Annotated in this window: 18 protein-coding genes; 12 read left to right on the plus strand and 6 right to left on the minus strand. The window is 36.6% G+C overall.

Annotated elements, in window-relative coordinates; genetic code table 11:
• Positions 1-119: 119 nt before the first annotated feature.
• Complete coding sequence (gene tpx / locus A9G35_RS04755) at positions 120-632, plus strand: thiol peroxidase (RefSeq protein WP_065635896.1); 513 nt, start codon at positions 120-122, stop codon at positions 630-632.
• Positions 633-772: 140 nt separating this feature from the next.
• Entirely contained in the window at positions 773-1954 is a 1182-nt protein-coding gene (locus A9G35_RS04760) for a sugar transporter (RefSeq protein ID WP_065635897.1), read from the plus strand.
• Positions 1955-2059: 105 nt separating this feature from the next.
• On the opposite strand, the gene A9G35_RS04765 is transcribed toward A9G35_RS04760, so the two are convergent.
• Positions 2060-3985, minus strand: coding sequence for an ABC transporter ATP-binding protein (locus A9G35_RS04765; RefSeq protein ID WP_065635898.1), 1926 nt, complete (start codon positions 3983-3985; stop codon positions 2060-2062).
• 199 nt (positions 3986-4184) lie between these two features.
• Between A9G35_RS04765 and A9G35_RS04770 the strand changes: the two genes are divergently transcribed.
• Positions 4185-6356 carry a MerC domain-containing protein gene (locus tag A9G35_RS04770; protein ID WP_065635899.1) on the plus strand — a complete coding sequence of 724 codons (2172 nt, stop codon included), beginning with the start codon at positions 4185-4187 and terminating at the stop codon, positions 6354-6356.
• A 48-nt stretch (positions 6357-6404) separates the two neighbouring features.
• Here A9G35_RS04770 and glyA read toward each other — a convergent pair whose 3' ends face one another.
• Positions 6405-7661, minus strand: a complete 1257-nt coding sequence (gene glyA / locus A9G35_RS04775) for a serine hydroxymethyltransferase (RefSeq protein ID WP_065635900.1) — start codon at positions 7659-7661, stop codon at positions 6405-6407.
• Positions 7662-7878: 217 nt separating this feature from the next.
• Here glyA and A9G35_RS04780 point away from each other — a divergent pair, with 217 nt between their 5' ends.
• The 4 genes from A9G35_RS04780 to A9G35_RS04800 all read left to right on the plus strand — a co-directional run bounded on the left by A9G35_RS04780 (position 7879) and on the right by A9G35_RS04800 (position 13258).
• Positions 7879-8805, plus strand: a complete 927-nt coding sequence (locus A9G35_RS04780; protein ID WP_065635901.1) for a TIGR01212 family radical SAM protein — start codon at positions 7879-7881, stop codon at positions 8803-8805.
• Between the two features lie 888 nt (positions 8806-9693).
• Positions 9694-10818, plus strand: a complete 1125-nt coding sequence (locus A9G35_RS04790; protein ID WP_065635903.1) for a glycosyltransferase family 4 protein — start codon at positions 9694-9696, stop codon at positions 10816-10818.
• Complete coding sequence (gene rfaP, locus A9G35_RS04795; RefSeq protein WP_065635904.1) at positions 10811-11614, plus strand: lipopolysaccharide core heptose(I) kinase RfaP; 804 nt, start codon at positions 10811-10813, stop codon at positions 11612-11614. Before A9G35_RS04790 ends, rfaP begins: the two co-directional genes overlap by 8 nt.
• A gap of 15 nt (positions 11615-11629) precedes the next feature.
• Complete coding sequence (locus tag A9G35_RS04800; RefSeq protein ID WP_065635905.1) at positions 11630-13258, plus strand: DUF2813 domain-containing protein; 1629 nt, start codon at positions 11630-11632, stop codon at positions 13256-13258.
• 92 nt (positions 13259-13350) lie between these two features.
• Here A9G35_RS04800 and ettA read toward each other — a convergent pair whose 3' ends face one another.
• Positions 13351-15018: an energy-dependent translational throttle protein EttA gene (gene ettA, locus A9G35_RS04805; RefSeq protein ID WP_065635906.1), complete on the minus strand. Its 1668-nt coding sequence runs from the start codon at positions 15016-15018 to the stop codon at positions 13351-13353.
• A 451-nt stretch (positions 15019-15469) separates the two neighbouring features.
• Positions 15470-16114 (minus strand): oxygen-insensitive NAD(P)H nitroreductase, encoded by a 645-nt coding sequence (gene nfsB / locus A9G35_RS04815; protein ID WP_065635908.1) that lies wholly within the window; start codon positions 16112-16114, stop codon positions 15470-15472.
• A 428-nt stretch (positions 16115-16542) separates the two neighbouring features.
• On the opposite strand from nfsB, the gene leuA reads away from it, so the two are divergent.
• From leuA to A9G35_RS04840, 5 genes are all read left to right on the plus strand, one after another.
• A complete protein-coding gene (leuA, locus tag A9G35_RS04820; protein WP_065635909.1) occupies positions 16543-18090 on the plus strand; it encodes a 2-isopropylmalate synthase in 1548 nt (515 codons plus the stop codon).
• Between the two features lie 67 nt (positions 18091-18157).
• Positions 18158-19237: a 3-isopropylmalate dehydrogenase gene (gene leuB, locus A9G35_RS04825; RefSeq protein WP_034913242.1), complete on the plus strand. Its 1080-nt coding sequence runs from the start codon at positions 18158-18160 to the stop codon at positions 19235-19237.
• Between the two features lie 156 nt (positions 19238-19393).
• Entirely contained in the window at positions 19394-20794 is a 1401-nt protein-coding gene (gene leuC, locus A9G35_RS04830) for a 3-isopropylmalate dehydratase large subunit (protein ID WP_065635910.1), read from the plus strand.
• Positions 20795-20807: 13 nt separating this feature from the next.
• Positions 20808-21410 (plus strand): 3-isopropylmalate dehydratase small subunit, encoded by a 603-nt coding sequence (leuD, locus tag A9G35_RS04835; protein ID WP_065610387.1) that lies wholly within the window; start codon positions 20808-20810, stop codon positions 21408-21410.
• 46 nt (positions 21411-21456) lie between these two features.
• Positions 21457-22221 (plus strand): class I SAM-dependent methyltransferase, encoded by a 765-nt coding sequence (locus A9G35_RS04840; protein WP_065635911.1) that lies wholly within the window; start codon positions 21457-21459, stop codon positions 22219-22221.
• Between the two features lie 30 nt (positions 22222-22251).
• Here A9G35_RS04840 and A9G35_RS04845 read toward each other — a convergent pair whose 3' ends face one another.
• Together A9G35_RS04845 and lptB are read right to left on the minus strand one after the other, a co-directional pair.
• Complete coding sequence (locus A9G35_RS04845) at positions 22252-23667, minus strand: RNA polymerase factor sigma-54 (protein ID WP_065635938.1); 1416 nt, start codon at positions 23665-23667, stop codon at positions 22252-22254.
• Positions 23667-24392, minus strand: a complete 726-nt coding sequence (lptB, locus tag A9G35_RS04850) for an LPS export ABC transporter ATP-binding protein (RefSeq protein WP_065635912.1) — start codon at positions 24390-24392, stop codon at positions 23667-23669. The genes A9G35_RS04845 and lptB overlap by 1 nt, the downstream gene beginning before the upstream one ends.

A 24392-nucleotide genomic window follows, 5' to 3' on the forward strand; every position in this document is an offset into this window, starting at 1 on the left:
ATAATATGAATATGACAGCTGAATAATGCTAAATTTATATTAAATAAAGCTGTAAAACTTCAATAAGTTCACTCTATCGAAACAACGTTATTAGTAGTCACAACACTAAGGAAACTGTTATGCAAAAAAGAGTTAATGAAATCACCATGCGCGGAGCACCTATTACTTTGTTAGGCACACAAATTAAAGTTGGCGACACAGCGCCCAATTTTATCGTGCAAGATTTAAAAATGAAGCCCATTAAATTGTCCGATTTTAAAGGTAAAATCAGAATTATTAATTCGGTTCCATCCATTGATACCTCAGTATGTAGTGCTCAAGTGCATCGCTTTAACGTCGAAGCGGCAAAATTAAAAGACACAGTGATATTTTCAATTAGCGTCGATTTACCTTTTGCCTTAAATCGCTACTGTGCTGCTGAAGGTATTGATGCCGTTAAAGTCACCTCAGATCATAAAGAACTCAACTTTGGTTTAAAATATGGAGTTGTTATTGAAGAGTTGCGATTACTTTCTCGATCTGTATTTGTCATTGATAAAAACGACAAAATTGTTTATGTGGAATATGTCAAAGAAACCTCTTCTGAACCTGATTATGACAAAGTCCTAGCTGCAGCTAAAGCACTAGAATAAATCGCTATAATGAAACATCGCCCTCAAATACTAATATTGGTGGCGATTAAGTTTAAGATTTATTCTTAGCAACTATTTAATAGACAAACATATTCAGTTATAATCAAAAGTAATCTAATATTCCCTCCAAAATCTTAATCATGAATAATAGTATTAACCGATCTCGGGTTTGGTCATCAATTCTTTGTCTTGCATTTGCGGCATTTATTTTTAATACAACGGAATTTGTACCTGTCGGACTATTACCCAATATTGCTGAAAGCTTTTCAATGGACGTAGCTCATGCTGGATTACTACTCACAATTTATGCATGGGCTGTTTCGTTATTATCATTGCCACTCACAGTATTAACATCAAAAATAGAACGGAGAAAGCTACTCATTTTTTTATTTTGCCTATTTATAGGTAGTCATATTTTAGCTGGAGTCGCATGGAATTTTTACAGCTTAATGATAGCAAGAATTGGTATTGCTTGTGCTCATGCTGTATTTTGGGCAATTACAACACCTCTAGCGGTTCGGTTAGCACCCAATGGGAAAAAAGCTAAAGCAATGGGATTTATTGTTATTGGCGTATCAATGGCAACTATATTAGGTATCCCCATCGGTACAATCATAGGGCAACTTGTCGGCTGGCGAGTGACTTTTTTATGTATTGCTGGTATCGCTTTTTGCGTGATGATATTACTACTCCGCTTATTGCCTACTGTACCAAGCATGAATATTATTTCTATCAAAGATATTCCGCATGTATTAAAACGTCCTATACTGCTAAACATTTATTTATTAATTGCCATTATTATTGCAGGTCACTTTACTGCCTATACCTATATTACGCCATTCATGAAAAATATTGGTGGATTTAATCAAAATGTTATCGTCCTTTTATTATTAGTTGTAGGTTTTTCTGGAATGATTGGTAGCGTTATTTTTGCAAAATATGCTGAAAAGAATCCAACCGCAATTTTCATCATCCCTATGCTATTACTGATTACTTGCTTATTATCGCTTTATGTCTGTTCATTAACGCTTTATACTGCAATTATTCAATGTTTGATTTGGGGACTTTCCATTACAATTATTGGAATGGTTATGCAAAGTAAAGTAATTGATGCCGCACCCGATGCCACAGATATAGCCACTTCAGTCTATTCTGGTATTTTCAATATTGGAATAGGAGGCGGTGCTTTTATAGGCAGTAAGGTATTAATTTTACTTTCAATTGATTACATTGGTTATGTTGGTGCGTGTTTTGTCATCATCGCACTAATATTATTCTACTTTTTCTCTAGAAAATTGTGGAATAATAAAACAGTCATTTAAAAAAGGGTTATGTAAAAAATATTATATAAAAACCTTAGGGTAAGAAAACAGCATTATTTATTTTATAACACAAATAAATAATGCTGAAAAATACTAACACTTACCTTATGATTTGCTTAAAGACTCTAGCTGCTCCCATCTTTCAAAAACAGCTTCTAATTCAGCCTCTTTATCTGCCAAAGATTGTAAAATTGGACTAGTAATTTCATGAGTTTGATTAAAAAAGTCACTTTGACCAATTTGTGCTTGTAAATCAGTAATCTCTAATTCTAATTGTTCTATTTTGCTTGGTAATTGTGCCAATTCTCGTTGTTCATTATAACTCAGTTTAACTTTCTTTTTAGCGGTTCGCTCACTACTTTGATTATTAGTAGCACCTAATTCTTTTTTAGGTTGCTCAAGTTTATTAACTGTCGTTACTTTAACTGGTTGTGCCTGCTGCTGTTGTTGCAGAGCATCGGCATAACCACCAGCATAAATACCAATATGACCTTTTTCTTCAAAAAACCAACATTGAGTAACCACATTATCAACAAATTGCCGATCATGACTAACCAACAAGACAGTTCCTTGATAATCATTCACTAACTCTTCTAGCAATTCTAATGTTTCAATATCAAGATCATTGGTCGGTTCATCAAGTATTAATAAATTGCTAGGTTTTAAAAATAGTTTAGCCAGCAATAAACGATTACGCTCCCCTCCAGACAGTGCTCGTACAGGTGTTCTGGCACGTTTAGGCGGAAATAAAAAGTCCTGTAAATAACCAAGTACATGGCGTGATCGGCCATTAACCATGACCTCTTGCTTACCTTCGGCTAAATTATCCATCACCGTTTTTTCAGGATCAAGTTCGAGACGATATTGGTCAAAATAAGCAACTTCAAGCTTTGTGCCACAATGCACACTACCTAATGTTGGTGTCAAATTACCCAACATCAATTTTAATAAAGTTGTTTTACCAACACCATTAGGGCCAATCAGAGCGATCTTATCACCACGTAATACTTGCACAGAAAAATCATTAACTAGTAACTTATCTTCAATCTGATATGTCACATTTTCAAGTTCAAAAACAACTTTTCCTGAACGTAATGCTTCCTCAATTTGCATTTTAGCACTACCCATAACTTGGCGACGCTTGCTATATTCTTGACGCATTGCTTTTAATGCTCGCACTCGCCCTTCATTACGAGTACGACGAGCTTTAATACCTTGTCGGATCCAGACTTCTTCTTGAGCTAATTTTTTATCAAATTCAGCATTTTGTAACTCTTCAACACGCAATGCTTCTTCTTTACCAAGCAAATAATTATCATAACTCCCACTCCAATACGCAATTTTACCTCGATCCAAATCAATAATACGCGTTGCCATTTGACGAATAAACGAACGATCATGGGAAATAAACACAATACTGCCATTAAAACTTTTCAAAAAATCTTCCAACCATTTAATGGTTTGAATATCCAAATGATTGGTTGGTTCATCAAGCAATAAAACTGTTGGCTGACAAACCAACGCTTTGGCTAATGCGACTTTACGCAACCACCCACCCGATAACGAAGACAACAACGCATCACCATCAAGCGATAATGAAGAAATAACATTACGAATACGGCTATCTAATTGCCAACCATTTTGATGATCTAACTGTTCTTGTAGTTTGGCTAATTTAGCTAAATTACTTTCATTAGGATCTTGCTCAATACGATGGGATAAATCGTAATAATCTCTTAATAATTGCGCTTGTTCGTGCAAACCTTCAGCAACAAAATCAAATACATTACCTTGCACATCACGAGGAGGATCTTGTTGTAAGCGTGACACAATCACATTATTTTCATAAATAATTTGCCCTTCATCTAATGGCACTTCCTTATTTAACACTTTAAGTAATGTTGACTTACCAGCGCCATTACGGCCAACAAGACAAACACGCTCGCTTGATTCAATAGACATATCAATATGATCAAGCAGTGGTGTATCACTAAATGAAAGGTAAGCATTGGTAAGATTAATTAATGACATATTATTGGTTTTTATTTGGATATTAAATAATAAAACACTATTCTATCATAAAGTTTCCTAAGACAACTAAGTCAAATAACAAAGTTAATCTAATAGGTATCACAAATATTAGAAATCACCATTGTGACCTATTAAAAAAATCAAAAACTGTTTATATTAGCTAGCTAAATATTATTTAGATTTTAATATGAGGATAATTATGAGTCACATATGGACATTTCAGCGTGTCGGTGGGCTTGATCAAGTTGTATTTAAAAACGCCAATGACATTATCAATTTACCTGATTTAGACCCTAAATTATGGGTAGCTTTAAGTTGCCCAACTACAGGGCTTGATTTTGATGAGCGGACTTTAGCCTTACTTGATACAGACAAAGACGGACGTATTCGTATTCCTGATATTCTCGATGCTATTAGTTGGACACAAGATAAAATAACCTCGTTTGATAGTATTTTACAGTCAAGTGAAACCCTGCCTTTATCCGAAATTAACACCTCGACCCCACAAGGGAAAAAACTATCAATCACTGCTCACAGCATTTTAGCTAGCTTAAATAAAAACGACGTAGATTATTTAACACAAGATGATATTGAGCAATCAATAAAAAGCAATGCAAACAAAGTTTATAACGGTGATTTAATCTTCCCTGCATCAAGTGAATTATCAGCAGACATGCAAACCTTTATCCAAACTGCTATCGAAACCACTGGTGCACAAAAAGATATGAGTGGGCAAGACGGCATTGATCTAAATATTGCCACCACCTTTGTCGATAACCTAAAAACATGGCTACAGTGGCAAACGCAAATCAGCAATACCCCAACCCCATTTAAGGAAAATAGTGCCGAAATTTGGAAGTTAATTGAACAACTTAAACCTAAAATTGATGATTATTTTTTACGTGTTGAACTGGCACAATATGCACCACAAGCACAAACCTCGCTTAATGTTGATGAAAAATACATCGTACCTACCCAAAATGGGCTACTATCTGACAAAGATTTAGCTGAATTACCTTTATCAAAAATTGGCAACACCAATACCCTTGATCTTATCAATGGGCTTAACCCACTTTGGAAAGCAAAAATTAGCCGATTCAAAACATTAGTAGAATCATCGCTATCAAATCCCGACCAACTAACCCAACAAGAGTGGCAAGATATTCAAAAAAATTTAAAAACTTATGCCACACTAATCAGCGCTAAACCCGAAATAGCACAATTAACTGTTACAACAAAACCATCTGCTAATATAGAAGATATCCCCAATAGCACCATCGCTCATTTAGCTAGTGGTGACTTACTTGATCAATTTAAACAAATGGTTGAGCAAGATAATAAAACACCGATATCTGCATCAGATATAATCGTATTAGAAAAGTTAGTTCTATTTCACAAACACCTTTACCGCTTACTAGTTAACTTTGTCTCTTTTTCGGACTTCTTTTCGCTAAAAACACGAGCTGCTTTCCAACTAGGAAATCTTTACATTGATGGACGTTGTGCTACTCTTTGCGTTGCCGTTGATAACATTGCCAAACACACAGCAATGGCAAACTATTCCGAGCTTTGCTTACTTTATTGTGAATGTACAAGAAACGGGCAAAAGCAGATTGTTGCTGCAGCAATAACAGCAGGGCAAGGCGATTTATTGATTGAAGGACGTAATGGCGTATTTATTGACAACAAAGGCAACGATTGGGATGCCAATGTGGTCAAAATTATTACTAAACCCATCAGCATACAACAAGCAGTTTGGGCACCTTATCAAAGAATAGGGCGCGTAATTACTGAACAACTAAATAAATGGGCAAGCAGTAAAGATGCCGATGTCGAAAAATCAAGCGAACAAGCACTACAAAATCCAGCTAATAAATTTGATATTGGCAAAAGTGTGGGGATTTTTGCTGCAATTGGGTTAGCCATTGGTGCAATTGGCACTGCATTAGCCTCAATATTCCAAGCCATTTTTGCGCTAGCTTGGTGGCAAGTGCCTTTGGTTTTTATTGGATTATTTTTGATTATTTCAGGCCCTTCTGTTATTTTAGCATGGTTAAAATTACGTCGAAGAACGCTTGGACCATTACTAGAAGCATCAGGTTGGGCAATTAATGGGCAAGTTAAAATCAACTTAATGCTAGGAGGCTTGCTCACAAGCAAAGCACAGCTCCCATCCAATGCAAAACGTAATTTGCGCGATCCAATGAAACAACGTCACAACAAACTAATTATTATTTTTTGGTTGGCAATTTTACTTGGTGTTGGAATTACAGGAGGCTGGTTATGGCATGAAGGTAACCTTGACCGCTATATCGAACAGCACAAACAAGCACAAAACAAAACTGACACAAATGCCAATATTGGTAAATAAAAGCAAAAAACCATTTCGCCGCCAACCGTCGGCGAAATGAAACAACCATTAATGCTGATAAACTGGCAAACGACGGCAAATTGCAAGCACCTTTTCTTTCACGGCTTGGATGTTTTGCTCGTCATCGATATTATCTAAAACATCACAAATCCAATTAGCTAAATCTTGTGATTCGGCTTCTTTAAAGCCTCGGCGAGTAATAGCTGGCGTACCGATACGCACACCAGATGTTACAAATGGGCTTTGTGGATCTTTTGGTACACTATTTTTATTAACGGTAATGTTGGCACTACCTAAAGCCGCATCAGCTTCTTTACCTGTAATATTTTTATCGACTAAATCAATTAAAAACAGATGGTTTTGTGTTTCGCCTGAAACTATTTTATAGCCACGTTGCAAAATCACCTCGACCATAGCTTTAGCGTTTTTCACCACTTGTTGTTGATAGATTTTATACTCAGGCTCCATCGCCTCTTTTAACGCAACTGCTTTAGCGGCAATTACATGCATTAAAGGACCACCTTGGGCTCCTGGAAAGACAGCCGAATTTAACTTTTTATATAATTCTTCACTACCACCTTTAGCCAAAATCAAACCGCCACGAGGACCACCTAAAGTTTTATGAGTTGTAGTAGTAACAACGTGAGCATAAGGAAGTGGATTTGGATAAACACCTGCCGCAACTAGCCCTGCCACATGCGCCATATCCACAAACAAATAAGCACCCACACTATCGGCGATTTTGCGCATGCGTTGCCAATCGACCACCCCAGAATAAGCCGAAAATCCACCAATAATCATTTTAGGTTTAGATTCTTGGGCTGTTTTAGCCAATTTGTCATAATCAATATGCCCTGAATCATCAACTCCATAATCCACAATATGATAAAGTTTACCCGAAAAGCTAACGGGTGAACCGTGCGTCAAATGCCCTCCTTCAGATAGGTTCATACCTAAAACTGTATCGCCTGTATTTAAAAGTGCCATATAAACGGCAAAATTAGCTTGTGAACCTGAATGCGGTTGCACATTAGCATAATCAGCACCAAATAAAGCCTTAGCACGATCAATTGCTAATTTTTCAACAACATCAACATATTCACAACCACCGTAATAACGTTTGCCAGGATAACCTTCAGCATATTTATTGGTGAGTTGTGAGCCTTGTGCTTGCATTACACGTGGACTGGTATAGTTTTCTGATGCGATCAGTTCAAGGTGATCTTCTTGACGCTGTTCCTCACCTTTTATCGCATCCCACAGTTCTTTATCGTATTCGGCAATAGTCATATCTTTACTAAACATGTTAACTCCTAGTTATTAATCGCAACAAACCTTAAACGTTGTCGTACACTACAGTATAAAAAAACAACACTAATTATCCTTACTTAATCAGCGCTCAATTTCAATCTTTTTTTTGAGTTATAAAAAATATTTATATATTGTTGAAATGTAGTATTATGGATAAGATATGGCTTACAAGACATATTGATAAAATAATTAAAATTTTATTTGGTTTATAATGCAACTTCATTTAGTCGTTAATACATTTGGTTCCGATTTACAACGTCGCTATGGCGAAAAGATCTATAAACTTACTTTACATGGTGGCTTTAGCTGTCCCAATCGAGATGGCACTATTGGTCAAGGTGGTTGTACTTTTTGTAATGTTGCCTCAATCATTGATGAATCTATTCAGGTTAAATCAATTTCGGAGCAATTAACTTCGCAAGCCCAACAAATGAAAAAATCTAAACGATACCTTGCTTATTTTCAGGCTTATACCAGCACCTACGCCGAGGTTGAAATTCTAAAAAATATGTATGAAGAAGCCCTGAATAGTGCGGATATTGTTGGGCTTTGTGTTGGTACTCGCCCTGATTGTGTTCCTAATGAAGCACTTGATTTGCTTGCATATTATCAATCCAATGGCTATGAAGTTTGGTTGGAACTGGGGTTACAAACAGCCCATGATAAAACCTTACACGATATTAATCGAGGGCATACTTTTGATGATTATTATCAAACCGTACAAAAGGCACGCAAGCTTGGCATTAAGGTCTGTACTCACTTAATTATTGGTTTACCCAAAGAAACCAAACAGGATAATTTTATAACCCTTGAGCGTGTGCTTGAAAGTGGCGTGGATGGTTTGAAACTGCATCCTTTACATATTGTTGAAGGCAGTATTATGGCAAAATCTTGGCGAGCCGGGCGGATTGCTGTATTGTCATTAGATGAATATGTCGATATTGCTGGCGATATCATTCGCCAAACTCCAGCTAATATTTTGTATCATCGCGTATCAGCTAATGCCAGAAAACCAACTTTACTTGCCCCTGATTGGTGTGAAAACCATTGGCAATCGATGAATGCCGTTGATCACAATTTACGCCAGTTTGGTGCTCAAGGTAGTGCTATTGGGGATTGTTACTTTTTTAAATCATAGACAGATTTAATGATTATGAAAAAAGCATTCTTTTATTTATTCACTTCATTTTTTATTAACAGTTATCTGTAAAGATGCCTTGGGTTGTTTACCGTAATTTGAAAAATTGCTGTTATAAATCCCCATAAAAAACAAAATTAGCGCCCTGTCACAAACACATGATAAGGGCTTATATCATAAAGAAAAATAACCATTACTAATTTGGCTAAGCGCGTTATGGTTTCCCGACCATTTATAACGTGTCAAATAAGGTTCAATTAGCGTTTTTGCCCCTTTCTGTTGGAAAAATGAACGTTATAAACCTATCAGTTAGGTATTAATGGTTTGTTTAAAAATCCAAAAATCCATTGAAAATAAATTAAGACGGCAAGCTAAAGCCGATAACAAAACTTATCCAAGCAAAATATTACAGATTGATACCAAAGGTTTCCCTTTACTGAAAAATCAAACAAAGCAGAAAACTAGAGAATATTTAACTTTACATATCCATTTGATTTTATTGATTTTTATACATAAACGTAGTACACTCCTGAAACTTTTTCACAAAATTTATATTATATTGATTTATTTAAATAAACTGAGTGATAACCGGTATATCAAGCAAAAATCACCGGTCCACAAATGAATGGAAAAGCTGAAGTTAGGAAATACCTTAGCATTTTTAGAGGATTATTTTAACCATGAAGTGTAAACAAAAAGACGTTGTTTTACACATAAAACAAATTATAACGGTATAGAATCCTGAATTATTTTTACAAAAGACAGTATTTTTATTCAAATGTCACTATGACAAAAATTTTCCAGTAAGATTAATTCTAGTAAAATCAAACTTTGCACCCAAATAAATACTAAGTATATAATACTCCTTTAAAACTTGAGGCAATCTGCATGCAACTGGCGTTTTGTATTTATAAATATTTTCCTTTTGGTGGTTTGCAACGTGATTTTTTGCAAATTGCTAAGGCTTGCCAAGCTCAAGGTCACCATGTACGAATTTATGTGATGTCATGGCAAGGCGATAAACCAACAGGCTTTGATGTGGTTTTGGTGCCTAAAAAAGGCTGGTCTAATCATAGCCGTAATCAATCTTATTACCGTTGGGTGAAAGCTCATTTACAAGCAAATCCTGTTGATTGTGTGGTTGGCTTTAATAAAATGCCTGATTTGGATGTTTATTTTGCGGGTGATACTTGTTATGCCGAAAAGGTGTCACACAAGGGCTTTTTATATAAATGGTCAAAACGCTGTAAGCACTATTTAGCTTTTGAAAATGCGGTATTTAATCAACAAAGCCAAACCAAAGTTATGGTACTAACAAAACAGCAAATCAGTGACTTTGAGCACTATTATCATACTGATCCATCACGCTTTTACCTATTACCACCCGGTATTGCGCAAGATCGTCAATACAATTATGAGTCGCTAGCTAAAGGTAAGCAATTTAGGCAAGCCAATCAAATTGATGAGAATAATTTTGTTGTTGTGCAAATTGGATCAGATTTTAAGCGTAAGGGAGTAGATCGATTTTTAACCGCCATTGCTGCACTACCTTGCGATTTAAAACAAAAAGTGACTTTTTTAGTTGTGGGGCAGGATAACCCTGAGGCTTATCAAAAACTAGCTAAGCAACTCGGCATTGAGCATCAAGTACGTTTTTTTGCAGGTCGTAATGATATCCCTGATTTTTTGTTTGCGGCAGATTTGCTATTGCATCCAGCAAGACAAGAAGCAGCCGGTATGGTGCTTATTGAAGGGTTAGCCGCTGGGGTGCCTGTGATTGTGTCAAGCATTTCAGGCTATGCTTATCATATTGATGATGCCAATGCTGGTGTTGTGCTTGATGAGCCTTTTGCACAATCAGCGTTAAACGAGACCGTGAAAAATGCCATAACAAATCACGATCAGTTATTAACATGGCATTACAATGCAATACATTATGGTAAAACGGCTGATTTATACCACTTAGCAGAGCGTGCTGCAAAGATTATTTTAGGTTGTGATAATCATGAATGAAATTAAGCTAAAATCACCTTTTGAGCAATTATGGGCTGGTAAAGATCCATTTGCAGAAGTTGAGTTAATATCGGGGAAAATTTATCGTGCAGTAAAACAACGTAAAACGTTGAATTTTGAGCTTGGTGGTGAATCGTATTTTATTAAAATTCATCGTGGTACAACCATTAAAGAGATTGTGAAGAATCTTATTTCGTTACGTTTACCTGTTTTAGATGCTAAGCAAGAGTGGGATGCGATTGAGCGTTTGGAGCAAGTTGGCGTTAATACGATGGATGGGCGAGCATTTGGTCGTAAGGGACTAAATCCGCTGACTCGTCATTCATTTATTGTAACCAAAGATCTTAACCCGACTGTGAGTTTAGAAGATTTTACTAAGCCATGGTTAACTAACCCACCTAGCTATCATATAAAGCGTTCTTTAGTTATTTATTTGGCAAAAATGGTGGCTCGAATGCATGCCGCTGGGGTTAATCATCGTGATTGTTATTTGTGTCACTTTTTGCTTGATATTCCGCTTTTTGAAAATCATCAGCAAATAAAATTGTCGGTGATTGATTTACACCGAGCTCAAATCCGTAAAACCGTTCCTGTTCGTTGGCGCGATAAAGATTTAATTGGGCTTTATTTTTCAGCCATGAATATTGGGCTAACTGATCGTGATATTTGGCGTTTTTTGAAAGTGTATTTTAATCAACCTTTAAAAACGATCTTGCGTAATGAAGCTAAGTTAATTGCTAGTACGCATCAAAAAGTTGAACGAATTCGTAAAAGGACAGAAAAGTATCATCTTTAACAATAAGGATACGCTATGTTTATTGAACAAATTGATATTTCCGGATTTAAAGGTATTAGTCAACTATCTTTAAAATTAAATGCAAGTTCTAGCGTACTAATGGGTGAAAATCGTTGGGGGCGGTCAAGTTTAATCAGCGCTTTGCAATTGTTATCACTGGATAACACGTTTTATCAATTTGTCGATTCTGATTTTTATCATGACCAATACAATGTCTATGGCAACAAGATTGAGATTAAAATAACCTATTGCGAGTCGTCTTTTAATGAACTTAACAATCCTATCTATCAGCCATTATTGCCTGCTACTTACCTTGTTGAAAAAGATAAACTGCGCCGAATCACTTACCTTATTACCGCAAATAAACAAGCCAATAAAATTATAACTCAACATGCGTTGGTGGACTTGCAACAAAGGGCCTTTTCTTTTCCTGATCACAAATCATTAATTGCCCATTTAATAGGCCTTAATCCTGTTATGGCGCTGAAAAGTTCGATTAGTCCGCAAAATCTACCTATAACCAATCAACCTTTGTCGGAATACTATACTGCGCAACTTTGTGAGCAATTAAAAGCCTATTCAACCCAACTAACACCCGATGAGTTGCACCGCGGTTTGCAAGCAGCAAGAGCACTTCTGGAATATTATTTTGCGGATCAAGAGCGCCGCTACCACTACAAGCATGTAGCCCAAAATAGCTCACCTCGTAGCGAGGATTGGGATTCGCTTGAACGTATTAATAATGTGTTAGATGATCTTGATAATGATTATTTGCGTACCGCATTACTGGGTATTTTAGGGGCGATTGTTAATGCCAAGGGGCATAATACGCTTTCACAACACGCTGTACCTATTTTAATTTTAGAAGAGCCTGAAAGCCAGTTACATCCGATTATTTTGTCGGTTGGCTTTCGGTTGTTGAAACATCTACCAACGCAAAAAATTATTACGTCTAATTCGAGTGATTTAGTTTCGTTATTTCCTTTAGAGTGTCTGTATCGATTAATTCGCCTACCCGATAAAATTGTACCCAAATATATTACTCCTCAATCTTTTGGCGTTGATGATAGTCGGCGCATTTTATTCCATATTTTTTACCGTCGTGCCAGTGCTTTATTTGCCCGTTGTTGGCTGTTAGTCGAGGGTGAAACCGAAGTTTGGCTATTGCGTGAACTAGCAGAACAGAGCGGTTATCATCTGAGTTCAGAGGGAGTTCAGCTTATTGAGTTTGCTCAGTGTGGTTTAAAACCGCTTATAAAATATGCCAATAAAATGGGAATTCATTGGTATGTAATTACTGATGGGGATATGGCGGGTAAAAAATATGCCGATACAGTAAAATCGTTATGTGGTGAAGATAAAAACCCTAATGATTACTTAACGGTTTTACCTGCGCGAGACATTGAAAACTTTTTATTTAAACATGGTTTTAGTCATGTCTATAAACTTGCCGCTTATAATACAACAGAGCATATTGATCTGCCTGTACATCAAATTATTCAAAAAGCAATTCATAAAAGTTCAAAACCTGATCTTGCGATTGCCATTTGTGATGATGCAAAATCACGTGGTATAAACGCTATACCGCGTTTGCTAATGGATACTTTTTCGAGAATTATTAGTTCATCTAAAGGGTTAGTTTAGATAATTACATTTTGAAAAATATTTAAAATCGCTATCAAGAAGATAAAACAATTCCGCCAATATAAATCGGCGGAATAAAATAAAAATTAATTCTATTTGGAGATTCGTTTATATTTAGCACGTTTAGGCTCTAATGCTTCAGCACCCAATGTGCGCTTTTTCCATTCTTCGTATTCGGTAAAGTTACCTTCAAAGAATTCCACATGTCCTTCGTCTTGATAATCCAAAATATGGGTCGCAATACGATCTAAGAACCAACGGTCATGTGATATCACTAAAGCACAACCCGGAAACTCTAATAATGCATTTTCAAGCGCACGTAACGTTTCAACATCTAAATCATTGGTTGGTTCATCGAGTAGTAATACATTACCACCCACTTGCAATAATTTAGCTAAATGTACACGCCCACGTTCACCACCTGAAAGTTCACCTACACGCTTTTGCTGATCAACACCTTTAAAGTTAAAACGACCAACATAAGCACGACTTGGTATTTCAAAATTGCCAATACGCATAATATCTTGACCGTTTGAAATTTCGTCCCAAACTGTTTTTTTGTCGTCCATACTGTCACGGAACTGATCAACTGATGCAAGTTGCACTGTTTCACCCAAAGTAATTGTGCCTGAATCAGGTTGTTCTTTGCCTGATAGCATTCTAAATAGTGTTGATTTCCCTGCTCCATTTGGACCAATAATGCCAACAATTGCCCCTTTAGGAATACTAAAAGATAAGTTATCAATCAACACACGGTCGCCATACGATTTAGTTAGGTTGCTTACTTCAATCACTTTATCGCCTAAACGTTGTCCAGCTGGAATAAAGAGCTCGTTAGTTTCGTTACGTTTTTGATAATCGTTACTGTTTAGCTCTTCAAAGCGAGCTAGGCGGGCTTTGCTCTTTGCTTGGCGCCCTTTCGGATTTTGTCGTACCCACTCAAGTTCTTTTTCGATCGATTTACGACGTGCCGATTCGGTCGAGGCTTCTTGCGCTAGGCGCTGATCTTTTTGTTCAAGCCAAGATGAGTAGTTGCCTTCCCATGGAATGCCTTCACCACGGTCAAGTTCTAAAATCCAACCAGCAACGTTGTCTAGAAAGTAGCGATCGTGAGTTACTGCAACAACCGTACCTTCGTAGTCATGTAAGAATCGTTCTAACCATGCTACCGATTCGGCATCTAAGTGGTTGGTCGGTTCATCCATTAATAACATATCAGGCTTTTCAAGTAATAATTGACAAATTGCTACTCGACGGCGTTCACCACCTGATAAATTTTCAATTTTCGCATCCCAATCAGGTAAACGTAGTGCGTCAGCGGCTCGCTCTAACTGGTTATCAAGATTGTGAGCATCTTGCGATTGAATAATGGCTTCAAGCTCCGCTTGTTCTTTGGCTAATTTGTCAAAATCGGCGTCAGGATCGGCATAAGCGGCATAGACTTCGTCTAATCGAGCTAGCGCTTTTTTCGCATCACCAACTGCTTGCTCTACAGCTTCGCGTACAGTTTGTTTAGGATCTAATTTCGGTTCTTGGGGTAAATAACCAATTTTAATATCCGGTTGTGGGCGTGCTTCACCTTCAATTTCAGTATCAACTCCTGCCATAATACGAAGTAAAGTTGATTTACCCGCTCCATTTAAACCGAGTACACCAATTTTTGCACCCGGAAAAAAACTTAAAGAAATATCTTTTAAAATATAGCGTTTAGGGGGAACAATTTTCCCTACGCGGTTCATGGTATAAACATATTGCGCCATAAAACATCATCCGTTTATTGGGTTAAAATAGCAAAAGGCATTTGCTATATGATTAATTGCGTATATTGTAGCGATTCTGAGGATTGGGTCTAGGGTTATTTGTAATAATGTGAGTAAATTGGTTAAATGGTGTTAACGGTAGATTTATATAAAACCGTTCAAATTCACCCCATGTGCATATATAATCAACAATACCTTAAATTGAATTTATTATGCATATCTTGGTTACTTAAATATTTTCAATTTTATAAAATTGAAAAATTCAACAAAGGCTGTTCATTCTATACTCAAAGATATGGTGGTTATTTCTTCTTTAATGAAGAATTTACCCTAGAACAACAAGTACTAAAAGATAAACTCAAGCAATATCAAAATTATTATCAAAAATTATATAAAGCCATTTTAAGGTATCCCACCTTTTACTAGGTGGGATAATTGAAAACGTTATTTTTTATAAAAACGTGAAAATCTGTTCTTTAGGTAGGCGTGATTTTGGTCGATGTGCATTGCCGTCATTTTCAGCGCGATAGCCTAATGTTGCAACAACAACACTTTTCAATCCTTTGCTTTTAAGATCTAATATTTCATCCATTTTTTCGGCGTCATATCCTTCAATAGCTGTTGAGTCAATACCAATTGCCGCTGCAGCAAAAAGCAATTGCCCCAATGCAAGATAAGCTTGTTTACTTTCCCAAGATTGTTGTGATTGAGGTGTTTTACTATTCAAATTAACAAAATGACGTCTTCCTTGGTCTTGAGATGCCTTTAAATCCGCAGAAGGAAGGCGTCCGTCTTTTTCTTCTTGATTAAGTAGGTTAACTAGATGGGCTTCATCTAATGGGGTTTTAATGCAAAAGACAATCGTATGCGAAGCGCCAGTCACTCTTGGTTGATTAAATTCAAGTATAGCCGGTAAAATTTTATTCTTTGCCGCATCATTATCAATAACATAAAAATGCCATGGTTGAGAATTTACAGACGATGGGCTGTTTCTTAAAACTGTTAACAATTGTTCGAATTGATCGGCAGGAATTTTTTTTGTTGGATCATAATGTTTGGTAGTGTAGCGTTTTTGAGAAATATCAACGATATTCATGGTTATGCCCTCATGAGGTTATGCTTTAAATTATTATAATTAGGTTAAATTACATCTCAAGTTATCATTTTAATAGATTTGCTAAATAATCTATCAACGCTTGTTACTTAATTTTTATAGTTAAAAAATTAGACTATATTAAAATTGAACAAAATAATCGTTGACACAGATAATATCATTTGGTAAAAGTATTACCAGTTTATTTTAATAAGAAAAAATTTAGAGATTATTATGTTTATTAACTTCTTATCACTCGACCTAAGCCTCCTCCTCGCATCAATTTGCGCGGATAGCTTGTGTGTGGAGTAAAAAGAAGTAGTTAAATAAACAACTCAACAAATTAACAAGAACCCGCGCTAAAGTGCGGGTTTTTTGTTTTTTTAACTTGAAATACCGAGATAGCGCTAAAATATATAAAAGGAAAAACAATGAGCGATCAAGTCATTATTTTTGATACAACGTTACGCGATGGTGAACAAGCATTACAAGCAAGTTTGAGCGTTAAAGAAAAGTTACAAATAGCGCTTGCTTTGGAGCGAATGCGGGTCGATGTGATGGAAGTTGGCTTTCCTGTTTCATCTCCTGGTGATTTTGAATCAGTCCAAACGATTGCTAAGACCATTAAAGATAGCTGTGTTTGTGCATTGTCTCGTTGTGTTGATAAAGATATTGATGTTGCTGCCGAGGCATTAAAAGTTGCAGATCAATTTCGAATTCATACTTTTATGGCAACATCAACCTTACATGTTAAAGATAAATTAAAAATGACATTTGATGATGTCATTGAAAGAGCTGTGCACTGTATTAAACGTGCACGTAATTATACTAATGATGTGGAGTTTTCTTGTGAAGATGCAGGCCGTACCCCAATTGATAACTTATGTCGTATCGTTGAAGCAGCAATTAAAGCAGGGGCAAGAACGATCAATATTCCGGATACTGTCGGTTATACTGTCCCTTATCAATTTGGTGGCATTATTCATACCCTATTTGAACGTGTCCCGAACATTGATCAAGCGATTATCTCTGTTCATTGTCATGATGACTTGGGTATGTCGGTGGCTAACTCGATTAGTGCGGTTCAAGAAGGTGCTCGGCAAATTGAAGGGGCGATGAATGGTTTAGGTGAGCGTGCGGGTAATACCGCACTTGAAGAAGTTATTATGGCGATTAAAGTTCGTCAAAATATCTTAAATGTTCATACTAATATTAATCATCAAGAAATTTATCGCACTAGTCAAATCGTTAGTCAAATCACGAATACCCCAATCCCTGCAAATAAAGCCGTTATTGGTAGCAATGCTTTTGCTCATTCTTCTGGTATCCATCAAGATGGTGTGCTTAAAAACCGTGAAACCTATGAAATTATGACCCCTGAATCAATTGGTTTAAATCAGATCCAATTGAACCTAACTTCACGCTCTGGGCGTGCTGCTGTTAAACATCGTTTAGAAGAACTTGGTTATCACGATAAAGACTATAACTTGGATCAAGTCTATACGTCATTTTTAGAGCTTGCGGATAAAAAAGGTCAAGTGTTTGATTATGATCTAGAAGCATTAATCTTTATCAATCAATTAAAAGATGAAAAAGAACATTATGTTTTGGATTATTTTAATGTTCAATCAGGTTCGACGGTTGTTTCAACCGCTTCGGTTAGCTTGTTAATTGGTGATAAAAAGTATTCTGATGCTGCAACAGGTAACGGTCCTGTTGATGCTGTTTATCAAGCTATCAACCGTATTACTGGCGAGCCTATTTCGATTGTAAAATATCAGTTAGCTTCTAAAGGACAAGGTGAAAATGCTTTAGGACAAGTTGATATTGTTGCCGAATATAAAGGTCGTAAGTTCCATGGTGTTGGGCTTGCAACCGATATCGTTCACTCATCGGCTTTGGCTTTAATTAATGTATTGAATAATGTGTATAGAGCAAATCAAGTTGCACAAGAAAAACAAAAATTACATCATGACTAAAAGATAATTTGTTTTGCCGTTTAACAGCAAAACATGAAAATTAATTTAGATTGTAAAGGAATAAAAAATGTCACAAAACTACCATATTGCAGTACTTCCCGGCGACGGTATTGGCCCTGAAGTAATGAGACAAGCCTATAAAGTATTAGATGTTATCCGCCAAAAATATCAGCTTTCAATCACAACTAGCGAGTATGATGTTGGGGGGGCTGCGATTGATATTCATGGTTGCCCATTACCTAATGAAACACTTGAAGGATGTGAAAAAGCTGACGCTATTTTATTTGGTTCAGTGGGTGGTCCTAAATGGTCTAATTTACCACCTGAAAAGCAACCTGAACGTGGTGCGTTATTGCCACTACGTAAACACTTCAAATTATTTGCTAATATGCGCCCTGCTCGTTTGTATCAAGGCTTAGAAGATCTTTGCCCATTACGCACCGATATTGCAGAGCGTGGATTTGATATTTTATGTATGCGCGAATTAACTGGCGGTATTTATTTTGGATTACCTAAAGGACGTGAAGGTAGTGGTGCTCAAGAAAAAGCATTTGATACTGAAGTTTATCATCGTTTTGAGATAGAACGTATTGCAAAAATGGGGTTTGAAGCCGCACGCTTACGTCGCAAAAAAGTAACTTCAATTGATAAAGCCAACGTATTACAAACTTCAATTTTGTGGCGTGAGGTGGTTAATGAAGTAGCTAAAAACTATCCTGATATCGAACTTGAGCATATGTATATCGATAATGCCACAATGCAACTTGTTAAAGATCCGTCTCAATTCGATGTTATTTTATGCTCAAATTTATTTGGGGATATATTATCCGATGAATGTGCCATGATAACTGGTTCAATGGGGATGTTACCTTCTGCTAGCCTTAATGAACAAGGCTTTGGCTTATATGAACCTGCTGGTGGTAGCGCACCTGACATTGCTGGCAAAAATATTGCTAATCCTGCTGCACAAATTTTGTCATTAGCCTTGTTAGTCCGTTATAGCTTTAAACGTGATGATATTGCCTCAGCTATCGAAACAGCAGTAAATAAAGCATTAGAGCAAGGCTATCGTACTATCGATCTTGCACAAAAAGAACAAGCCGTTTCAACTGATGAAATGGGAGACATTATTTGTAAGCTTATTTAATTGAATTAGCTATGTTAAATGTGTAGTAAAGGGATACTCAAGTATGCAAAATAAACTGCTCCTTGTATCCTTTTTAATTCAATTAATTATAGTATTAGTAAATAATGTCAAAGTTTAAAACTAATACCAGTTGTAAAAAATAATAAGGAATCTGCAATGTCAAAAACACTGTATCAGAAATTATATGATGCGCATGTCGTTTATGAAGCTCCAAATGAAACGCCTATTTTATATATCGATCGTCATTTAGTTCATGAGGTCACCTCTCCACAGGCCTTTGATGGCTTACGTGCAATGAATCGTAAAGTTCGCCAGCCCAATAAGACTTTTGCTACTATGGATCATAACACTTCAACCCAAAGTAATGATTTAAGTGCCTGTAGCGAAATGGCTCGCATTCAATTAACCGAACTGGCAAAAAATGCCAAAGAGTTTGGAGTTTCATTATATGATTTACAAAGCCCATTACGAGGTATTGTCCATGTAGTCGGCCCTGAGCAAGGTATGACTTTACCGGGTATGACTATTGTGTGTGGTGATTCGCACACTGCAACACATGGCGCATTTGGTGCATTAGCTTTTGGTATTGGTACTTCCGAAGTTGAGCATGTGTTAGCAACTCAAACCTTAAAACAAGGTCGAGCTAAAACGATGAAAATTGAAGTTAAAGGAGATGTTGCTGATGGCATTACCGCTAAGGATATTATTTTAGCTATCATTGGCAAAACAACTAGTGCTGGCGGTACAGGTCATGTAGTTGAATTTTGTGGTGATGCTATTAAATCATTATCAATGGAAGGACGCATGACGTTGTGTAATATGGCAATTGAAATGGGAGCTAAAGCTGGCATAATTGCACCAGATGAAGTGACTTTTGAGTACTTAAAAGGTCGTCAATTTTCACCAAAAGGTGAAGACTTCGACAAAGCGGTGGCTTATTGGAAAACGCTAAAAACCGACGAAGGTGCACATTTTGATACAGTTGTGACGTTAGAAGGAAAAGATATCGCACCACAAGTCACTTGGGGAACGAATCCTGGTCAAGTAACTTCAATTGATGCAACAGTACCGAATCCTAATGATTTTGCTGATCCTATTGAAAAACACTCTGCAGAGCGTGCATTAACTTATATGGGATTAACCGCTGGCACCAAAATGACTGATATTAAGATCAATAAAGTGTTTATTGGTTCTTGTACAAACTCACGTATAGAAGATTTACGAGCTGCTGCGCAAATTGCTAAAGGCCGTAAAGTGGCTGAAGGTGTACAAGCATTAGTTGTACCCGGTTCAGGACCAGTGAAAGAACAAGCTGAAGCCGAAGGATTAGATAAGATTTTTACTGATGCAGGATTTGAATGGCGCTTACCGGGTTGCTCTATGTGTCTTGCAATGAACGATGATAAATTAGCACCAGGAGATCGCTGTGCATCAACTAGCAACCGTAATTTTGAAGGTCGCCAAGGACGCGATGCTAGAACACATTTAGTTAGTCCTGCTATGGCAGCAGCCGCAGCTATTACTGGTCATTTTACAGATATTCGCAAACCATTTTAAGGAGAGACTTGTCATGGCAAAATTTACAAAACATACTGGGCTAGTCGTTCCTTTGGATGCGGCTAATGTTGATACAGATGCAATCATTCCAAAACAGTTTTTACAGAAAGTAACACGCACTGGATTTGGTAAACATGCCTTTCATGAATGGCGCTTTTTAGATGATGCTGGCGAGCAGCCTAATCCTGAATTTGTCTTGAATAAACCCCGCTATAAAGGTGCCAGCATTTTATTAACACGTGAAAATTTTGGTTGTGGCTCTTCTCGTGAACATGCTCCATGGGCACTTGCTGATTATGGATTTAAAACCATTATTGGTTCAAGTTTTGCCGATATTTTTTACAATAACTCATTTAACAATCAGTTATTGTTGGTCAATTTATCCGAAGAGGATATTGATGAGCTATTTAAAATTGTCGAAGCCAATGAAGGCATTGAATTTACCATCGATTTAGTTAATGAAGTGGTCATTGCCGGCGATAAGCAATATTCATTTAAAATTGATGCTTTTAAACGTCATTGCTTGTTAAATGGGTTAGATAATATTGGCTTAACCTTACAACATGAAGAAGCAATTAGCGACTTTGAACATAAAATCCCTTCATTTTTAGCTTAACTTTAACTTTTGGGCGCTTATTTGCGCCCAATAATGAGAATCGACAATGGCAACACATCATGACAATGTAAAACAGCAGTTTGGCGAGCAAGCCAATGCCTATTTAACTAGCAAAGTACATGCTCAAGGGCCTGATCTTGAATATTTATCTAATCTACTTATATCGCATTCCGAGGCAAATCTACTTGATATGGGATGTGGTGCAGGCCATGTCAGTTTTATTGCGGCAAAATATGTTAAACATGTTACAGCCTATGATCTTTCAAATGAAATGTTATCGGTTGTAGCGCAAACAGCAAAAGAGCGCAATTTACAAAATATAACCGTTAAGCAAGGTTATGCTGAATATCCCCCTTTTGCTGATAATCAATTTGATATTGTTGTCAGTCGTTATTCTGCTCATCATTGGCATGATGTAGGCAAAAGTATTCGGCAGCTCCATCGAATAACTAAAGCTGGCGGTAAATTAATTATTATGGATGTTGTATCACCAGGTCATCCTGTATTAGATATTTGGCTACAAACCGTTGAAGCCATGCGTGATACCTCACATGTTCGTGACTATACCCCCGGTGAGTGGTTAACCTTTTTAACTGAAGCGGGTTTCGTCATTAATAATATAACTCGTCATCGTTTAACACTCTCTTTTGATACATGGGTTAAACGAATGCGTACTCCTGAACAGTTGATTGAAGCGATACGAATTTACCAAGAAACAGCAGCCGACGATACAAAAAAATATTTTGAACTTCAAGCAGATGGTTCTTTTACTACGGATATGATGATTATTGAAACTGAAAAAGTTATCTAAAACGATCCGTTGTCATAAACAGCTTTACATTTAAAGCTGTTTTCGTTGACTTGATGGCGGAATTGATAAGGCTTCACGGTATTTTGCTACGGTGCGACGTGCAATAATAATGCCTTGCTCTTCAAGCATCGAAACTAATTTACTATCACTTAATGGCTTTTTACTGTTTTCTGCCAATATATATTTTTTAATTAATGCTTGGATAGCAGTAGATGAAACCTCACCGCCTGAATCATTATTAACATGACTTGAGAAAAAGAATTTAAGTTCATAAATTCCACTTGGACAATGCAGATATTTTTGAGTTGTTACACGAGAAATGGTCGATTCATGCATATCAATGGCCGTTGCAACATCAGACAAAATCATTGGCTTCATGTATTCAGCACCGTGTTCAAAAAAGGCTTGTTGATGCTCAACAATAAATTGGCTAACCTTTAATAAGGTTTCATTACGATTTTCGATACTTTTAATAAACCAATTGGCCTCTTGCAAATGCGAGCGAATATATTGACTATCACTTTCATTTGCTATCTTCTCCATTGCTGCATACTGCTGATTGATACGTAGATTTGGCATTGTGTCATTATTCAATTCAACAATCCATTTTCCATTCAATTTTTTGACTAACACATCAGGTAGTACATAATCGGGGGGCGTTGTATTTATTGATTCACCTGGATAGGGGTGTAAATGTTGAATAAAATTGACTGCTTCTTTTAACTGTTCATCACTAGCATTTAATACTTTTTTTAAGGTTCTATAATCACGGCTAGCTAATAAATCTAAATATTGATTAATTATTTGATTAACAAAAGGTGGGGAGGATAAATTTTGAATTTGGATAGATAAACATTCTTGTAGCGATCTTGCACCAACACCAATAGGGTCAAAATGCCAAATACGCTTTAAAACAGTTTCAACTTCATTAAATTCAATCTCATCATTACCTTGTTCTTCTAAAATCTCATCTAACGAAACGGTCAAATAGCCTCGTTCATCAATCGCTTCTATAATTGAAATGGCTATTGCTCTATCTGTATCACTAAAAGGCGTTAGCTCTAATTGCCATTCTAAATAATCATGTAATGTTTCGTGAGTTTCGCCTTGATAGATAGGCAATTCATCATTACGATAATCTGAGTTAGTTCCAGATGGGGTTCCTGCACTATAAATATCATCTAAAGATGCATCAAGTGGAATATTATCAGGTATTTCTTGGCTATCTAGTGCTTCACGCGTGTCAATATGTTCAATTTCGTCGTGTTGTTCAACGTTAATTTCGTCATATTGATCGGCAATTTCAAGTAATGGGTTATTTTCTAAAGCGGTTTGAATTTCTTGTTGAAGTTCTAAAGTTGACAACTGGAGTAATCGAATCGCCAATTGTAATTGTGGTGTCATCGAAAGCTGTTGCGAAACTTTCAGTTGTAAACTTGGTTTCATCATAACCTAAATTCATTTCCTAAGTAGACTCGTTTTACATATTCATTACTTAAGATATCACTAGGTGAACCTTCAGCAATTAAATGTCCTTTATTGACAATATAAGCGCGTTCACAAACATCTAATGTTTCACGCACATTGTGATCGGTTATTAATACACCCAATCCACGATCACGCAAATGTTTAATGATACTTTTGATATCAATGACTGAAATAGGATCGACACCTGCAAAAGGTTCATCAAGCAGAATGAATTTTGGATTTGCCGCTAATGCTCTGGCAATTTCAACTCGTCGTCTTTCGCCACCCGATAACGATTGCCCTATGCTGTCACGAATATGCGTAATATGGAACTCTTCAAGTAGTTCTTCCGCACGATCGATTTTTTCATTTTTATCAATATCTTTGCGTGTTTCTAAAATTGCCATAATATTATCAATTACAGACAATTTTCTAAAAATAGACGCTTCTTGCGGTAAATAGCCAATGCCTTTTTGTGCTCGCTCATGTAAAGGTAAAATGCTGATATCATGATCATCAAGGTAAATTTTACCTGCATTTAATGTCACTATACCAACCACCATATAAAACGTAGTTGTTTTACCTGCACCATTGGGTCCCAATAGTCCGACAATCTCACCCGAATTAACTGTTAAACTGACATCTTCAACAACGCGTCGTTTTTTGTATATTTTGGCTAGATTTTCTGCTTTTAAAATTGGCAT

The organism is Gilliamella sp. Choc5-1, from assembly GCF_001690595.1.
Classification (GTDB): domain Bacteria; phylum Pseudomonadota; class Gammaproteobacteria; order Enterobacterales; family Orbaceae; genus Gilliamella; species Gilliamella apicola_M.

Excerpts from the sequence above, each read along its gene's own strand:
- A9G35_RS04780 (WP_065635901.1), top strand. The coding sequence starts at position 7,879 with ATGCAACTTCATTTAGTCGTTAATACATTTGGTTCCGATTTACAACGT.
- A9G35_RS04770 (WP_065635899.1), top strand. The coding sequence starts at position 4,185 with ATGAGTCACATATGGACATTTCAGCGTGTCGGTGGGCTTGATCAAGTT.
- leuC (WP_065635910.1), top strand. The coding sequence starts at position 19,394 with ATGTCAAAAACACTGTATCAGAAATTATATGATGCGCATGTCGTTTAT.
- A9G35_RS04790 (WP_065635903.1), top strand. The coding sequence starts at position 9,694 with ATGCAACTGGCGTTTTGTATTTATAAATATTTTCCTTTTGGTGGTTTG.
- A9G35_RS04760 (WP_065635897.1), top strand. The coding sequence starts at position 773 with ATGAATAATAGTATTAACCGATCTCGGGTTTGGTCATCAATTCTTTGT.
- A9G35_RS04765 (WP_065635898.1), bottom strand. The coding sequence starts at position 3,985 with ATGTCATTAATTAATCTTACCAATGCTTACCTTTCATTTAGTGATACA.
- leuB (WP_034913242.1), top strand. The coding sequence starts at position 18,158 with ATGTCACAAAACTACCATATTGCAGTACTTCCCGGCGACGGTATTGGC.
- ettA (WP_065635906.1), bottom strand. The coding sequence starts at position 15,018 with ATGGCGCAATATGTTTATACCATGAACCGCGTAGGGAAAATTGTTCCC.
- lptB (WP_065635912.1), bottom strand. The coding sequence starts at position 24,392 with ATGCCAATTTTAAAAGCAGAAAATCTAGCCAAAATATACAAAAAACGA.
- nfsB (WP_065635908.1), bottom strand. The coding sequence starts at position 16,114 with ATGAATATCGTTGATATTTCTCAAAAACGCTACACTACCAAACATTAT.
- rfaP (WP_065635904.1), top strand. The coding sequence starts at position 10,811 with ATGAATGAAATTAAGCTAAAATCACCTTTTGAGCAATTATGGGCTGGT.
- A9G35_RS04840 (WP_065635911.1), top strand. The coding sequence starts at position 21,457 with ATGGCAACACATCATGACAATGTAAAACAGCAGTTTGGCGAGCAAGCC.
- leuD (WP_065610387.1), top strand. The coding sequence starts at position 20,808 with ATGGCAAAATTTACAAAACATACTGGGCTAGTCGTTCCTTTGGATGCG.
- glyA (WP_065635900.1), bottom strand. The coding sequence starts at position 7,661 with ATGTTTAGTAAAGATATGACTATTGCCGAATACGATAAAGAACTGTGG.
- leuA (WP_065635909.1), top strand. The coding sequence starts at position 16,543 with ATGAGCGATCAAGTCATTATTTTTGATACAACGTTACGCGATGGTGAA.
- tpx (WP_065635896.1), top strand. The coding sequence starts at position 120 with ATGCAAAAAAGAGTTAATGAAATCACCATGCGCGGAGCACCTATTACT.
- A9G35_RS04800 (WP_065635905.1), top strand. The coding sequence starts at position 11,630 with ATGTTTATTGAACAAATTGATATTTCCGGATTTAAAGGTATTAGTCAA.
- A9G35_RS04845 (WP_065635938.1), bottom strand. The coding sequence starts at position 23,667 with ATGAAACCAAGTTTACAACTGAAAGTTTCGCAACAGCTTTCGATGACA.